The sequence below is a fragment of the Candidatus Kinetoplastibacterium desouzaii TCC079E genome (genome assembly GCF_000340795.1).
GTDB lineage: Bacteria > Pseudomonadota > Gammaproteobacteria > Burkholderiales > Burkholderiaceae_B > Kinetoplastidibacterium > Kinetoplastidibacterium desouzai.
Genome location: NC_020294.1, coordinates 110,739 through 127,025 on the forward strand (window position 1 = coordinate 110,739; position 16,287 = coordinate 127,025).

Here is a 16,287-nt window from a genome sequence, read left to right on the forward strand (position 1 = left end):
TCTCAGCACTGGAAAATAAGACAGAACCTATTAGAATTTAAAAGGTTCTGTCTTACTTAATAAGGCATTGTATAAATATGGATTACTTATTTAAGTCTAGAAATCCATACCACCCATACCGCCCATACCACCCATACCGCCCATACCTCCCATACCACTAGGCATAGATGGAGTTGTAGGTTTGTCTTCTACTAATTCAGCTATAGCTGCTTCTGCGGTTAATAAAAGACTTGCTACAGATGCAGCATTTTGTAAGGCTGTTCTTGTAACTTTTGTTGGATCTAATACACCTTGAGCAATAAGGTCAGTATATTCGCCTGTAGCTGCATTATATCCATAGCTGCCTTTGCCATTTAGAACGTTATTAACTACTATGCTTGCTTCTTCTCCAGCATTAGAGACAATAGTACGCAAAGGTTCTTCTACAGCTCTTAGAATTAAGCGAATTCCTGCATTTTGATCTGGTGTATCACCCTTCAAATTAGAAATAGCTTGTTTGGCACGCAATAAAGCAACTCCACCACCAGCAACAACACCTTCTTCAACGGCAGCGCGAGTAGCATGAAGAGCATCTTCAACACGAGCTTTCTTCTCTTTCATTTCTACTTCTGTTGCAGCTCCAACACGAATAACAGCAACCCCTCCAGCTAGTTTGGCTACGCGTTCTTGTAGTTTTTCACGGTCATAATCTGATGTTGATTCTTCTATTTGAACTCTAATTTGTTTTACTCTAGCTTCTATAGATTTGGAATCACCAGCACCATCAATTATTGTAGTGTTTTCTTTTCCTACTTCAATACGTTTAGCTTGTCCTAAATCACTTAGTGTTGCTTTTTCAAGTGTCATGCCTGTTTCTTCAGAAATGACCACACCACCTGTAAGGATAGCTATGTCTTCTAGCATTGCTTTGCGTCGATCACCAAAACCAGGAGCTTTAACAGCAGTAGTTTTGAGTATTCCTCTAATATTATTTACTACCAAGGTAGCTAAAGCTTCACCTTCAACATCTTCAGCTAAAATTAATAAAGGTTTGCTGGACTTAGCAACTTGTTCTAATAGAGGTAATAAATCACGTATGTTACTGATCTTTTTGTCATATATAAGAATATATGGATCATCTAGAGCTGATACTTGTTTCTCAGGATTGTTGATGAAATAAGGTGATAAATAACCTCTGTCAAATTGCATACCTTCTACAACATCTAGCTCATTGGCTAATGATTTTCCATCTTCTACTGTAATAACCCCTTCTTTACCAACTTTATCCATTGCTTTTGCAATGATATCACCTATAGAAGTATCGCTATTAGCAGAAATAGATCCAACTTGAGCAATTTCTTTATTTGTAGTGATTGGTTTTGATTGTTTTTTTAGTTCTTCTACTGCAGCAGCTACCGCTTTATCTATTCCTCTTTTTAAATCAATAGGATTAAATCCAGATGCCACATATTTTAATCCTTCTTGAACTATAGATTGAGCAAGTACAGTAGCTGTAGTTGTTCCATCTCCAGCACTATCAGATGTTTTAGATGCAACATCTTTTACTAATTGTGCACCTATATTTTCTATTTTGTCTTTTAGTTCTATTTCTTTGGCTACTGATACACCATCTTTTGTTACTGTAGGTGCTCCAAATGAACGTTCAATTACTACATTTCTTCCCTTAGGTCCTAATGTTGTTTTTACAGCATTAGCGAGAGTATTTACACCGCGTACAATACGTACGCGAGCGTCATCACCGAATAAAACTTGTTTGGCCGCCATGTTTACGCTTCCTTGGATATAAATTTACAATATATAATCAGTCTTTTAATCAATTAATTTATTTAACTGACTACAGCTAGTATTTCATCTTCACGTATTACCAGTAATTCTTCTCCATCTACTTTGACAGCTTGTCCAGCGTACTTACCAAATAAAACTCTATCTCCAACTTTCAAATCTACTGGTAGAATTTTTCCATCTTCAGTTTTTTTTCCTGGACCTACAGAAAGAACTTCACCTTGATCAGGTTTTTCTGCTGCGCTTTCTGGAATTACTATACCAGAAGCAGTTTTTCTTTCATTGTCCAAGCGTTTGACGATCACACGATCATGCAGAGGACGCAAAGCCATAAGACACTCCTGTTTTTTATTTAGTTAATGATAATGGTATTTCAATTTATAAATACCACCCTTTGTTAAAGATATATATGGACTATATTTTTTTGTTCAAGAGGGTAAGAAAAATATATTTTTTGATAAATATGTTTTTTTATTTAAATAGTTTAAGCAATTATATGATACAATACGAAATCTTGATTTTTTATAGTTAGGGTTGTTAGCTCAGTTGGTAGAGCAGCGGACTCTTAATCCGTAGGTCGAGTGTTCGAGTCACTCACAGCCCACCATCTTTTAAAGGTAATTTTTTGTTTTTGCAAGTATTTTAGATACGCAAAGAATTAATTGCTAATTTTAAACATTGTTTGTTATTTTTATTCTTAAGATTACACTAAAATTAGTGTTCTGGTTTTTTTAGTTTCTTAAAAGATATAAATATTAGGAATATATACCAGAGAATTGTGTTTAATTTTCAAAATTTAATTAAATTAATATTAATTTTGTTTTTATTCCTGGCTAAAGAAAGCTTAGCAATATTACAAAACGATATCTCGTTTCACAATCATTCTTTGAATCACCAACATATTGATTTATCAAATATAATTTATTTAAATAAATTTAATCCCCAACAAAAAGAAGCGACAAGTATTTTTGAGGCTGATTATATAAATATTGATAAAGAAAATATATTGCTTAACTCTAATGCAAAAATCTCTAATTCTGATGCTCTTTTAAAGGGTAATTTGATTAAATATAATAGAAAGAAAGGAGATATTTTTATAGATGGGCAGTCTGTATTTAAGAGTAGAGACAATATAATTTATGGCAAGAATTTACAATATAATATTTATAATTATATTGGTAACGTAAAAGAGGCCAAATGTTTTATTGGAAATAATTTATCTTATGCTGAAGCTGATAATATTGATATATTAAGCAATTCAAAGATAAGATTAAGTAAATTTACTTATACAGGTTGTTTGTGTAGTAATAAATCATGGTATATAAAAGCTAATTCTTTATTGTTGGATTTTGATAAAAATGAAGGGAAAGCCAAAAACAGTTACCTATATTTTTATGGTATTCCTATCATGATATTTCCTTATTTAACATTTCCTGTGAAAAACAAATCAAAGTCAGGTTTTCTTATTCCTACTTGTGGGATAAGTAGCACTAATGGTTTGGATATTGGTTTGCCATACTATATAAATATTGCAAACAATTATGATATGACTATTACTCCTAGAATTTTAAGTAGTGTTGGTGTGTTATTTGAAAATGAGTTTAGGTATCTTCAAAGAGACATGTCTGGATATTTGATAAGTAGTTACTTATATAATAATTCAGATCATAACAGATGGTTTTACAAATGGGAAAATCAGTTATTTATAACAAAGAATATTAGTTTAGATATAAATATCTCAAGAGTTTCTGATAATAGTTATTTTAGAGATTTTACTTCTATATTGTCTCAGAATGAGGCTATATATTTACCAGAGATGTGTAAATTAATGTGGTTTAATAGCGAATTGCGAGGTTTTATACAATATTATAAATACAGAGTTTTGTCTAATAAAGATAGTAATATATCTTTATTTTTTGATAGATCTCCTGAGTTTGTTTTTGAGGGGTCATTGTATAAGAGTAATTATTTTAATGTTGGTGTTTATTCGAATTTTGTAAATCTAATTAGCAAGAAAAAAGATTTTAATAGTTTAAATAGTGCTAAGAGATTACAGCTGTATCCTTTTATATCTTGTCAAATAAATCATCCTGCTTATTATATAAAATCAAAATTAGGTTTACATACATCTAGATATATAGTGAATTATCATGGTTCTAGTAGACATAATATATTGTCTCGTACAATTCCATTATATTCATTAGATAGTAAAGTTTGTTTTAATAAAGATATAACCTTATTTGGTAACAAAGATATCAGGCAATTAATTGAACCAAGATTGTTTTACTTATATGTACCTTATAAATATCAAGATGACATACCATGTTTAGATACTAGTTTATCGTCTTTGTGTATTAATCAGTTGTTTGATGAAAATCTTTATAATGGAGGTTGGGATAGAATAGCAAATGCTAATCATATAGCTTTTTCTTTGTCTACTAGTTTTATAGATAAATTTGTTGGTGTTGAGAAATTTTCCATTTCAGCAGCAAAAAAATTTATTTTTAATACAAGGAAAGTCTATTTATTTAATGAGAAAGTTGATTTAAAAAGAGATTCTGATTTTTTATTATCGATTAAATCCTCATTAAACAACTATATTTTTTTCGAGGGAACAACTAATTATAATTATTGTGATAATAAATGCTCAAACTTATTGATGAGCTTGCGTTATTCTCCAGAAGAATTTAATAATTTATATATATCATATAAACATCAAATTGAATACTCAAATGAATCTGTGAGAAATAGTGAACTAAATAACGATAATATTACCATTGCATTACAATTGCCTTTATATAATTCATTTTATGGCATTGGAAGATTAGATTGTTCTGTCTTATATAAGAAGGATATTAATTCTAATTTGTCTGCTTGCCATCCTAAAATAGTACAATCTATATTAGGTTTTGAGTATAAAAAGGATAATTGTTGGATTGGTAGAATTATTTTCAGAAGACATTCTATTTCTTCTACGAGGGAAAATAATGCTTTGTTTTTTCAAATAGAGTTTAATGGACTAGGATCTTTAGGTATTGATCCTATTGGATTTTTAACAAAAAGCATTCCAGGTTATAATCCTGTAATGATGAGACCTTTAGAAAATCATGAGATGTGTTTATGATGTATAGAGTAAAAGTATTAGATTCTATAAAACAAAATATATTGTTATTTATATTTATGTTAATAACTTTTGATATATTTGCTATTCATAAAGAAAGTAATTTAAATGTATCTTTTTGCAATGGAATAGCTGCTGTTGTTAATGGTGAGATAATTACTATTACAGAATTGGATGCTGAGGAGAATATTTTTAGAAGCGGTTCAAATAAACAGTTAAAAAAAATATCTGAATATGATTTAAGGAGATTGGCGTTACAAAAACTTATTGATAAGATACTAATTAGACAAGAATCCAATAAAAGAAATATATTTGTAAGTGATAATGATATTTATAATGTTGTTCATTCAATAGCTTCTCATAATAATATGACGATAGATAAATTTCGCGTTTTTGTAGAAAAAAATGGCTTATTATGGACATCATACTTAGATAGTTTACGTGATGAGATGTATGATAGCTTTCTTAGAAAGCAAATTTTTGAAGAAAGTAGTCTCGTGAATTATGAAAATAATTGTGTGAAGCAGATATCAAATAATAATATAGAATCAAATAGAAATAAATTAGTTTCTCTTGCTCAAATTTTCATAAGAATTCCAGAAAATGCAACTTCTAGTGAGATTGATGAATTATATAAAAAAGCAAGTATTTTGCACGATGATGCTTCTAAAAATCACAATTTTTCTGAGTTGGCAATTAATTTTTCAGATGGTATAGAAGCATCAAGTGGTGGTTTTCTAGGCAAGAGACTATTAGACAAATGGCCAGATGTATTTGTTGAGAATATTGTTTCTTTGTCTAATGGAGAAATAAGTAAAATCATAAAAAGTAGTAGCGGTTTTCATATTTTAAAGATGTTAGATAGAGAAGTTGATAGTATGTCTTATGTTAGTAATGATAAAAATTTAGTAGATCAATTTCATATAAAACATATTTTAGTAAAAAAATCTTTTGCAATTACCGATGAGGAGGCATTTTTATATTTATCGGCTATTAGGAAGGAAATTATATCGAATTGTATTTGTTTTGAAGATATGGCTCAAAAGTATTCACATGATATTACAGCACCACAAGGTGGTGATATGGGATGGTTGACTTTAAGTGAGATGTTGCCAGAAATTGCAAAGAGTGTTGTTTGTTTAACTGATAATAAAGTCAGTGAAATTATAACTTCCCCTATTGGTTACCATATTATAAAATTATATAGTCGTAGATTATTAGATATCAAAGAAGATCGTCAAGAAATTACAAACAATCAATATTTGTTTGATTTACATGGCAAATATATTTTTGATGTTTGGTTAGAAAGAATAAGATCACAATCATATATACATTCTAATTCTGTATAGGATATTATTTTGGATTTAAAGTGGTAAATATTATGTTATTACATAAAGCAAGAAAACGTTTTGGTCAGAATTTTTTAATAGATAATGTGATAATTGATAAGATATTAGCTTCTTTTAGTCCTCAAGCAGAAGACTTTGTTATAGAAATAGGTCCAGGTTTATCTGCCATAACAAAACCTTTGTCATGTTTGGTTAATAAATTAACTTGCATAGAAATTGATCGTGATTTAGTAAGGGTTTTAAAGAAGAAGTTTGATAATTGTAACGTATGTATAATTGAGGCAGATGCATTAAAATTCGATTTTAATCAATTTAATTGTAAAGCAAGGGTTATAGGCAATCTTCCATATAATATTTCAACACAGTTATTATTTAGGCTTATGGAGTTTGATGAGAAAATAATAGATGGATATTTTATGCTACAAAGGGAAGTGGTAGAAAGAATGATATCGCGACCATCTAGTTCAAATTACGGACGTTTGAGTGTTATGCTACAAGAACGATACAAAATAGAAAAGCTATTTGATATTAGTCCATCTTCTTTCAACCCTGAACCAAAGGTCTTCTCATCTTTTGTTCGTTTGATTCCTTTATCAGTGGATAGAATAAAACCTATTAATTATGATTTATTTAGCAAGGTAGTAAGTCAATCTTTTTCTCAGAAAAGAAAAATTTTAAGTAATTCTTTAGGTGAGTGGTCTAATTATATTCCTTGGGACAAACTAAATATTAGTCCTAAATCTAGAGCTGAGAATATATCAGTACATGAATTTATAGAAATATCTGATATATTATACGAATATGGTTTTTGTTAGAATTTTATTTAATTCTATTTTTTTAAATTAGAAAGATAGTTGCAAGACCTAAAAATATTAGAAACCCTAGTGAGTCAGTAGCAAAGGTTAGAAGAACGGAAGATCCTATTGCAGGATCCTTTTTAAAACGAGCTCTTAAGATAGGTACTAGGACTCCTATTATTGTTCCAATAATGACATTACATATTATTGCTCCCATCATAACTAAAGCAATCATAATAGATTTAGACATTGCCCAGGCAAAAATAGCAGCTACTATACTTCCACAACTTCCTACCAAAGAAGCTACAAGAATCTCTCGTTTTACTAATTGCCATAAATCTCTTTCTGTAATATGTCCTGTTGCTAAGGCTCTTATTACCATAGTCATAGTCTGATTTCCAGAATTACCTCCAATTCCTGCTACTATGGACATTAGAAATGCCAGTATTACCAGTTTGCTTACGGTATCTTCAAATCTTGAAGCTATAAATGAAGATATGGATGCGGTAAATAAATTAACTAATAGCCAAGGAGCACGATTCATTATTGCTGTACTTAAAGGAGAGAACATATCTTCCTCTTGCAGACCAGCTCTAGACAATTCTTGTACTTGTGAGTTTTCTTGTATAACATCTACTACGTCTGCAATTGTTACTCTACCTACTAATCGTCCGCTATCATCTATGACTGGTGCTGAAACAAGATCATAACGTTCAAATGCGCCAGCTGCATCTATATCAGAATCCAATGGATTTAAAGTTAAGAAGTCACTGCTCATAACAGACTTAACTTCTGTTTCAGGTTCTCGTACTAATATTGTTGTTAAAGGGAGGACTCCTTGCATTTTATCTTGTCTATCAACGACAAAGATTTGATCTGTGTGATCTGGCAGTTCTTGTAGTCGGCGCAAATATCTTAAAACAACTTCCAGAGTAATATCTTCTCTTACTTTTACCATTTCAAAATCCATAATAGCTCCTACGCTTTCTTCTGGATAGCCTAGTGCTTCTATGAATTTTAAACGTTCTTCTTCATTTAGTCCTTTTTGTACTTCTGATATAGCATCTGCTGGTAGATCTTGAGCTATATATGCTAATTCATCAGCATCTAGTTTGCTAATAATAGATACAAGATTATCATGTTCCATTATTTCGACAAGAGATTTTCTTACCCAGTTTTCTACTTCTATAATGATATCAGCTTTATAGTCTTCGTTAACAATTGACCATATTTTTTGCCTTTTATCCTTAGGTAGTGATTCTAAAATAAAAGCTATATCTGCTGGATGTAAATCATTTATAAAATTATTTAGATTGTTCTCTATAGTTAGATCATTTATTACATTTTGTTTATTTATTTCATTGTTGGGTGTTTGATTTCGTAAATATTCTTGAATTTTTAGCAAGGCTTTTTGTGCGTCTTCTGGATCAAGTTTATGTATTTCATTATTATTATTTTTCATTTTTTATTCTAAATTAGAAGGAAGGATACGGCTTTTGCCATTAATATCAGTAGCTACAAATGTTAATACAGCTTCAGCTGCTTTAATTAAATCACCATTAAATGGTCTTGTTTCTTTATAAACATCAATAGAAATTGTTATAGATGTTTTACCTGTTTTCATGGTATTAGCAAATATACTAACTAAATCTCCTATTTTTATAGGACTCGTAAATTGTAAAGAATTAATTGCTACTGTTGCTACACGTCCTATTGATATTTTTGTCGCTACTACAGATCCAGCCAGATCTATTTGAGACATAATCCATCCTCCAAATACATCACCATTAACATTAGCATCTGATGGCATTGGCATTAATTTCAAAATTAAGTTATTGCAGTTTATGTTTTCATTATGAATTTTTATCATTTTAATATTTTATCTAATAGTTTTTAGAAAGTTTGAATATTGTATCAATTCATTTTAATTAGGTGTGTTTTTAATGCGTATAGAATATAGACTTACAATATAAATTTTGCAATGATTGTTTGTAGATTTTCAAATATCATATTATTTCCAGATAAAATCCATCCATTAATAGGCCACGGATTCTGTTGTAGAATATCTTCACATTTGCCATTTGATTCTCTTATCAAAATGGTTCCAGCGGCAGTATCCCAAGGTGACAAGTCTAGATCAACGTAACCATCGTACCTTCCACATGCAACCCATGATAAATCTAAAGAAGCAGCTCCCATTTTTCTGATGCTTTTTACTTTTCTTGCAATACCATTTGATATTTTTGTTCGTAACTTTTTATTGATATAATCTTTAGATGGTATTCCTGTAGATATTATAGAGTCGCTTAATTTGTTGTTTTTTGAGCATAGTATTTTAGTGCCGTTTAGGTATGACCCTGAACCTAATAATGATGTAAATAATTCATCACGATTTGGATCGTATACTACTCCTATAACAGGAGTGTCTTTTTCTAGAACAATATTGCTAATAGTTATCCCTTTTCTGACAACTAATGCAATTGAAATGGCATAGTGTGGTATTCCATGTAAAAAATTAGTAGTTCCATCTAATGGGTCTATATACCATGTTGCTATATCATTTACACAGTTTTCTGATTCTTCTGCCACAAAACCAAAAGAATATTTTTTATTGGACTTTAATATTTCTATTATTGTTTTTTCTGATTCAAAATCTGCTTTAGTAACAAAATGATTGTGTGATTTTTTGTTTATTACTAATTTAGATCTATCTAGGTAGTATTTTTTTAAAATAGTTGCTGCGTTTAGCGCAGCTTTAATTGATAGGTTTAATAATTCATGTAGATATGATTCTTGTAGTTTGAATTCTATTTCATTGTTATGTTGAACGGTATACATGATTAATTATGATGTTATTTATGAGGATGTTTAACATTATTAACAATGTTTATTATATATGAAACAGATCTTTATAAGAAAAGTAAAATTTTTAATACTATATGTTATATTTATAGTTCTTATCTTAAATATAAATATGTATTTAACCATGATAAGAAGTAATTAATTGTATTTTTAATTTGTTTGTTATAAATATTATGTTATTTAATCTAAATTAAATTATTATTGATATTAATTAATACATTATGCTAGAATTACATTTCTGATGTTACAAAAGGGGTGTTAGCTCAGCCGGTAGAGCAGTTGACTTTTAATCAATTGGTCGTGGGTTCGATTCCCGCACACCCCACCAATATATAGATATCTTAGTTTGTAATAGATATAATTATTAAAGTTGTAATTGCGATACCAATATAGTTTTTCATTGTAACTCTTTCTCCAAATAATTTAATACCTAATATTAAGCCAAGCAATATAACTCCAAAGTTCATTAATATGAATATTACGGAAGGGTCATTTGGCATTTCTTTATGAGCTTTTATATAATTATATATATTGCAGAAATTTAATGAGCCTATTAATAATCCTGATTTAAGGCTTGATAATGTGATCGTTTTTATATTTTTTGTTAGAGCTAAATAAAATAACAAAGAAATAGCGGATATTAAAAAAGAAACACTTAAAATATTAATAACTAATTCTTTCTTGCTTAATTCTTTTAATAAAATATCCACTGTTCCATATGATAACAATAATATTAAAATCCATATTTTTTCATATTTTAGTGAAAAGAGATTTTTATGTTCATGATTTTTTATATTATGACTCTGTTTGTTGGTTATCATTAAAAGAATAGCAAATGGAGCTAGAAAGATAGCAAACATTTTTGATTTTGTTAATACTTCGTTGTAAACAACAAACGAAATCATTAATGATATAAATATCGAAGAGCGTTGAATAACTTCTGATTTGGCTATTCCTATGATGTAAATAGATTTACTCATGGATATAAAACCGACTGGAAAAAGTATTCCCAACGAAATTAAAATAGCGCTAGATTCTAATAATTTAGTAGAAATATTTTGAGGAAAAAAAAATATACAAGCAAGTAAAGTAGTTATATAACTAAAGAAAAGAGATGGCAGTAGATTCGTATTTTTTTTCGAGATTGTTTTTAGTATTAAGGATACTGATACGCTACATATGATACTAATAATTACATAAACAAAAGCCATGAATAATTCTTATTATGGCGGAGCGGACGGGACTCGAACCCGCGACCCCCGGCGTGACAGGCCGGTATTCTAACCAACTGAACTACCGCTCCTTCCTATTTTAGGAATGGCGTCCCCTAGGGGATTCGAACCCCTGTACCCACCGTGAAAGGGTGGTGTCCTGGGCCTCTAGACGAAGGGGACAAATTTAATTTGGTGGAGATAAGCGGGATCGAACCGCTGACCTCTTGCATGCCATGCAAGCGCTCTCCCAGCTGAGCTATACCCCCTCCATAAATTATGTAATACTAAAACATGCTAAAAACACCATATAATTATGCAATATATTATTCTGATATGCAAGTAAATTAACAATGTTTTTAGTAGTTTTTTAATTTAATTATAGCGATTCACTCTTATCCATAGAGCTCGCCTAGAATCAGCTCTAATTACTTCTAGTGTTAAGTTGTCATAAGTTGCTTTATCACCACATTGTGGAATTTTATTTAACTGACCACCTAACCATCCTCCAACACTATCATATTCGTTATTGGGAAGATTAGTTTTAATGTACTCATTGAAGTGATCGATATCTGTAGCAGCCATTACCATCCATTGGTTATTACTTTCTGGGAATATTGAATTATTATCGATGTTATCAAATTCATCTTCTATATTTCCAACTATTTGTTCTAGAACATCTTCCATTGTAATAAGACCAGAAACACCACCATGCTCATCCAAAACAATTGCTAAATGATTACGTCTTACTCGGAATTCTCTTAGTAAAATATTTAATTTTTTAGATTCTGGTATGAAAATTGCAGACCTAATTAATGAGCGTGTTTCTATTTTTGAATTGGAAACATGCCGTAATAAATCTTTTGCTAATATTATGCCTATAATATTATCTTTTTCTCCTTCAAAAACTGGAAAGCGAGAGTTTGCGCTTTCTAGAATTGTTTCTATCATTTCAGGTATGGGCATTGATATTTCTAACATGTTCATTTTAGAGCGAGTGATCATAACATCACCTGCTGTTTTGTTTGATAAACTTAAGACTCCTTTAAATATTGAGAAAGCATCATGGTCTATAATTCCTTTCTCATGAGCTAATTCTATGGTTTTATTAAGATTATCTAGACTGTCTCTAGTTTTTTTAAATTTAGAGATAATCTTACCTAATATAGATTTTATAGTAGGTTTTAAATCTTGTGAGTTTGGTTTTTTGCTGTAATCGGTATCAGACATTATCCTATAGGACAAGAGTGAGAGGGTTGATCAAAATAAATATTATTTTATAAAAAACTTAATTTGTTAAATGATTATAATATTTAATAAATTTCTTTATAAGGGTTTTCTATTTTCATATTTTTTAATATGGCTATTTCTAGTTGTTCCATTTCTATGGTTTCTGTTTCTGTTTCGTGATCAAAGCCTAATGCATGTAACACTCCATGTATTATTATGTGTGCTGCATGGTTAGAAAATATTTTATTCTGTTCTTGAGCTTCTTTGTGAATAATTGGTAAACAAACAACTAAATCAGCACTGAGATGTTCATTTTCTATTCCATATGGAAAAGTTAGTATGTTAGTTGCATAATTTTTCCCTCTAAATAATTTATTCAGCTCTTTACCTTCTGTTTCATCAACGAATCTAATGGTTAATATAACTTTCTTAAGCTCTTTTGAAATGAAATTTCTAGCAAGTTTAATAGAATGACTAACCCACCTTCTTATTAGCCACCTTGGCAAGTTGTTTTCTAATAGAATATATTGTATGGACAAGGATAGTTTTGGCTCTAAAATTATTTTAGGTATTTGTTTCATAGGCCTCGACAATTTGTGTTATTAAATTATGGCGCATGATATCTTTCTTTCCGAAAGTGGTTATCGAAATACCATCTATTTTATTTAAAATTGATATTGCATGGGTTAACCCACTTTTTTGTTCTTTATGTAAATCTATTTGAGATGGATCTCCTGTAATAACTGCTTTGCTTCCCAATCCAATTCTTGTAAGAAACATTTTCATTTGTTCTTGTGTTGTGTTTTGTGATTCATCTAAGATAACAAATGAGTTATTTAAAGTTCTTCCTCTCATATATGCTAGTGGAGCTATCTCTATAATTCTTTTATCAAATAATTTTTGAACTTTTTCTATTCCCATAAATTCATATAAAGAATCATATAGAGGTCTTAGATAAGGATCAACTTTTTGAGTTAAGTCTCCAGGAAGAAAACCTAATTTCTCACCAGCTTCTACAGCAGGGCGTGTTAAAATTAATCTTTTAACCATATTTTCATTCAGAAGTTTTACAGCACAAGCTACGGCGAGCATTGTTTTCCCAGTGCCAGCTGGTCCAATTCCGAAGTTAATATCATTTTTTAGAATATTATCTAGGTATTTATATTGTTGTTCTGTTCTTGGTCGAACTTTATCTATTAATAAAAAAGAGTTGTTTAGAAACTGGTTGTCATTTATGTTTTCTTTATAATTAGCACTAGAGTTAATTTCTTTTAGTCCTAAATGAATTTCTTCTTCTGTAAGTTCTTGTTTTTTAGCTTGTTTGTAAAATAAACAGAGTGCTTTTTTTGCAATTAGAAAATTTTCTCCCTTTATTTTGAAAGTATTGCCAACTCGTATTATTACAGTGCTCGTATTGTGTGATATTGTTTTAATATTAATATCTAGTGGACCACATAATCTAGATAAAGAATCATTATCAATATTATTAAAAACTATTTGATCAATATTTGTTGAATCGTTTGATGTTTTATTTTGCATATTATAATTAATTAATTATTTTACCTCTTAAAGTATTGCTATTCACTTTAGTGATCTCTATGTTTACAATATCACCTATTTTATTGTTAAAGGAAACAAAATTAACTACTCTGTTATTCTCAGTGCGACCCATTAACTCATTATTATTTAATTTTGATTTTCCTTCTATTAATACTTTTTGAACCGTTCCTAACATAGAATTTGCAATATTTTTTGCTTGTGTATTTATTAAATTTTGTAGTCTTTGTAATCTATTTAGCTTTTCATCATATTGTATTGTATCTTTAATGTTTGCTGCTGGAGTTCCAGGTCTAGGAGAATATATAAAGGAGAAAGAGGTATCAAATTCTATTTCTTCTATTAGTGATAGTGTTTTTTGGAAATCTATTTCAGTTTCTCCTGGGAAACCAACAATAAAATCAGAAGATATTTTCAAACCACTTCTGGCTATTCTTAAATTTCTAATAATTGATTTATATTCGATTGCAGAATATCCTCTTTTCATTGATGATAAAATACGATCACTTCCTGATTGTACTGGCAAATGAAGAAAAGATACTAACTTGGGTAGATTTGTATATGCTTCGTAAATTCTTTTTGTCATTTCTCTTGGATGAGATGTGGTATATCTAATTCTTTCAATTCCTGGTATTTCGTGTATATACTCAATTAACATTGCAAGATCTGCGGTATTAGTAGTATTATTTAGTTGTCCTCTGTATGCATTTACATTTTGTCCTAGTAGAGTTACTTCTTTTACTCCATTGTCAGCAAGATCTGCAACCTCTATTAAAACATCTTCGAATGGTCTAGATATTTCTGTTCCTCTTGTATAAGGAACAACGCAAAAACTACAATATTTACTACATCCTTCCATTATAGATACAAATGCTGTTGGTCCTTCAACAGTGGAAGGAGGCATAGCATCAAATTTTTCTATTTCAGGGAAGCTGATATCAATTTGTGGTTTATTATATTTTATTCTAGAATCAAGCATCTCTGATACCTTGTGTAAGGTTTGTGGTCCAAACACAATATCTACAAATGGTGCTCTTCTTAATATTTCACTACCTTCTTGGCTAGCAACACATCCACCAACACCTATAATAAGCTCTGGTTTATTTTTCTTAAATTCTTTAATTCGTCCTAGATCAGAAAAAACTTTTTCTTGTGCTTTTTCTCTTATTGAACAAGTATTTAATATTATAATATCAGCCTCTTCAACCTTGCTTGTTAGTTCTGCATTTTTGTGTGTTCTTAATATGTCAATAATTTTCTTGGAGTCATATTCATTCATTTGACAACCAAAAGTTTTAATATGAACTTTAGAAATATTAGTAGTTTCTTTTTTGCTATTTGTCATAAAACTATTTGTATTAATGTTTATTAATAGTGAGATTTTTTTTAGATATATTTTTATTGCCTTTAAAATTTAACCACATAGCTAAGGATGCTGATATAAATATCGACGAATAAATACCAAACCATATTCCTATTGTTAAGGCAATGGAAAAATAATGTAAGGAATGTCCACCAAAGAAAAATAATGATAACACCATAAATTGAGTTGATGTATGAGTTATTATTGTTCTAGAAATTGTTTGAGTAATAGATTTATTTATAATATCTTCGACATTATAGTCTGAATCTTTGGAGCAATTTTCTCTAATTCTGTCCATAATAATTACAGATTCGTTAACAGAATATCCAAGAACAGCCAAAATTCCAGCTAAAACAGCAAGAGAAAACTCCCAATGAAAAAAAGCAAAAAAACCTAATATTATTGTCACATCATGTAAATTTGCGATTACTCCGGATACAGCAAGCCGCCATTCAAACCTAAAGCTTAGATAAGTTATTATACCAATGATAACCATTGTTAGGGCAAGCAAACCATCCCTTGCTAGTTTTTCTCCAACTTGTGGTCCTATTATTTCAATTTTATTGATTTGGAAAGATTTTTCATGTTTTTGTAGCCTTGATAGTATCTCATTAATTTGATGTTTTTCAGAATTGTTTTCTAATGTAGGTATTTTAATCATTATTTCTTTCGAAGACCCAAAATATTGAATTTGTAATTTATCGTAATTATCAATATCCGCAAAAGATTCTCTGATTTTATCTAGAGATATTATTTTATTTCCAGTATAGCTTGCTTCTATTACTGATCCGCCTGTAAATTCAGTGGAAAGATTTAGTCCGTTTTTTTGTATAAAGAACAATGCTGTTATAAATGTGATTAAACTTACTAAATTTAACAAAACCGCATGCCTCATAAAAGGTATAGTTTTACTAATGCGAAACAATTCCATTTTAAATTTACCTTAACTGTATATAGTTTTAATATCAAAAAGTTATTTATTTAAGTTTTTTGATTTCTATGTCTATCCTATAGA

Annotated in this window: 14 protein-coding genes and 5 tRNA genes; 5 read left to right on the top strand and 14 right to left on the bottom strand. The window is 29.7% G+C overall.

The features are described 5' to 3' along the window. Positions 1 to 96: 96 nt before the first annotated feature. Both groL and CDSE_RS00530 read right to left on the bottom strand, forming a co-directional pair. Positions 97 to 1,764, bottom strand: a complete 1,668-nt coding sequence (groL, locus tag CDSE_RS00525; RefSeq protein WP_015396073.1) for a chaperonin GroEL — start codon at positions 1,762 to 1,764, stop codon at positions 97 to 99. Between the two features lie 62 nt (positions 1,765 to 1,826). Further along, positions 1,827 to 2,114, bottom strand: a complete 288-nt coding sequence (locus CDSE_RS00530; protein WP_015396074.1) for a co-chaperone GroES — start codon at positions 2,112 to 2,114, stop codon at positions 1,827 to 1,829. 199 nt (positions 2,115 to 2,313) lie between these two features. On the opposite strand from CDSE_RS00530, the gene CDSE_RS00535 reads away from it, so the two are divergent. From CDSE_RS00535 to rsmA, 4 genes are all read left to right on the top strand, one after another. Continuing rightward, positions 2,314 to 2,389, top strand: a tRNA-Lys gene (locus CDSE_RS00535). A gap of 171 nt (positions 2,390 to 2,560) precedes the next feature. After that, complete coding sequence (locus CDSE_RS00540) at positions 2,561 to 4,906, top strand: LPS-assembly protein LptD (RefSeq protein WP_015396075.1); 2,346 nt, start codon at positions 2,561 to 2,563, stop codon at positions 4,904 to 4,906. After that, positions 4,903 to 6,252, top strand: coding sequence for a peptidylprolyl isomerase (locus CDSE_RS00545; RefSeq protein ID WP_051029227.1), 1,350 nt, complete (start codon positions 4,903 to 4,905; stop codon positions 6,250 to 6,252). Before CDSE_RS00540 ends, CDSE_RS00545 begins: the two co-directional genes overlap by 4 nt. 32 nt (positions 6,253 to 6,284) lie before the next feature. Further along, entirely contained in the window at positions 6,285 to 7,067 is a 783-nt protein-coding gene (gene rsmA, locus CDSE_RS00550) for a 16S rRNA (adenine(1518)-N(6)/adenine(1519)-N(6))-dimethyltransferase RsmA (protein ID WP_015396077.1), read from the top strand. Between the two features lie 22 nt (positions 7,068 to 7,089). Here the strand turns inward: rsmA and mgtE are convergent, their stop codons facing one another. The 3 genes from mgtE to CDSE_RS00565 form a co-directional block, all read right to left on the bottom strand. Continuing rightward, on the bottom strand, positions 7,090 to 8,511 hold the full coding sequence (mgtE, locus tag CDSE_RS00555) for a magnesium transporter (RefSeq protein ID WP_015396078.1): 1,422 nt from the start codon (positions 8,509 to 8,511) through the stop codon (positions 7,090 to 7,092). 3 nt (positions 8,512 to 8,514) lie between these two features. Then, positions 8,515 to 8,919, bottom strand: a complete 405-nt coding sequence (locus CDSE_RS00560) for an acyl-CoA thioesterase (protein WP_015396079.1) — start codon at positions 8,917 to 8,919, stop codon at positions 8,515 to 8,517. Between the two features lie 92 nt (positions 8,920 to 9,011). Further along, entirely contained in the window at positions 9,012 to 9,887 is an 876-nt protein-coding gene (locus CDSE_RS00565) for an inositol monophosphatase family protein (RefSeq protein ID WP_015396080.1), read from the bottom strand. A 276-nt stretch (positions 9,888 to 10,163) separates the two neighbouring features. Here CDSE_RS00565 and CDSE_RS00570 point away from each other — a divergent pair. Further along, positions 10,164 to 10,239 (top strand) — tRNA-Lys (locus CDSE_RS00570). 13 nt (positions 10,240 to 10,252) lie between these two features. Here the strand turns inward: CDSE_RS00570 and CDSE_RS00575 are convergent. The 9 genes from CDSE_RS00575 to secF form a co-directional block, all read right to left on the bottom strand. Continuing rightward, positions 10,253 to 11,122, bottom strand: coding sequence for an EamA family transporter (locus CDSE_RS00575; protein ID WP_015396081.1), 870 nt, complete (start codon positions 11,120 to 11,122; stop codon positions 10,253 to 10,255). A gap of 15 nt (positions 11,123 to 11,137) precedes the next feature. Next, positions 11,138 to 11,214: transfer RNA gene (locus tag CDSE_RS00580), tRNA-Asp, on the bottom strand. 15 nt (positions 11,215 to 11,229) lie between these two features. Then, positions 11,230 to 11,305 (bottom strand) — tRNA-Glu (locus CDSE_RS00585). Between the two features lie 10 nt (positions 11,306 to 11,315). Continuing rightward, positions 11,316 to 11,391, bottom strand: a tRNA-Ala gene (locus CDSE_RS00590). 106 nt (positions 11,392 to 11,497) lie between these two features. Beyond that, positions 11,498 to 12,352: a CorC family transporter gene (locus tag CDSE_RS00595; protein ID WP_015396082.1), complete on the bottom strand. Its 855-nt coding sequence runs from the start codon at positions 12,350 to 12,352 to the stop codon at positions 11,498 to 11,500. A gap of 83 nt (positions 12,353 to 12,435) precedes the next feature. Then, the gene (gene ybeY, locus CDSE_RS00600; protein ID WP_015396083.1) at positions 12,436 to 12,933 is read right to left on the bottom strand and encodes an rRNA maturation RNase YbeY; all 498 of its coding nucleotides are present in this window, start codon (positions 12,931 to 12,933) and stop codon (positions 12,436 to 12,438) included. Continuing rightward, complete coding sequence (locus CDSE_RS00605) at positions 12,917 to 13,891, bottom strand: PhoH family protein (RefSeq protein ID WP_015396084.1); 975 nt, start codon at positions 13,889 to 13,891, stop codon at positions 12,917 to 12,919. The genes ybeY and CDSE_RS00605 overlap by 17 nt, the downstream gene beginning before the upstream one ends. Before the next feature lie 7 nt (positions 13,892 to 13,898). Beyond that, positions 13,899 to 15,254, bottom strand: coding sequence for a tRNA (N6-isopentenyl adenosine(37)-C2)-methylthiotransferase MiaB (gene miaB, locus CDSE_RS00610; protein ID WP_015396085.1), 1,356 nt, complete (start codon positions 15,252 to 15,254; stop codon positions 13,899 to 13,901). A gap of 13 nt (positions 15,255 to 15,267) precedes the next feature. After that, on the bottom strand, positions 15,268 to 16,203 hold the full coding sequence (secF, locus tag CDSE_RS00615) for a protein translocase subunit SecF (protein ID WP_015396086.1): 936 nt from the start codon (positions 16,201 to 16,203) through the stop codon (positions 15,268 to 15,270). Positions 16,204 to 16,287: the final 84 nt, after the last annotated feature.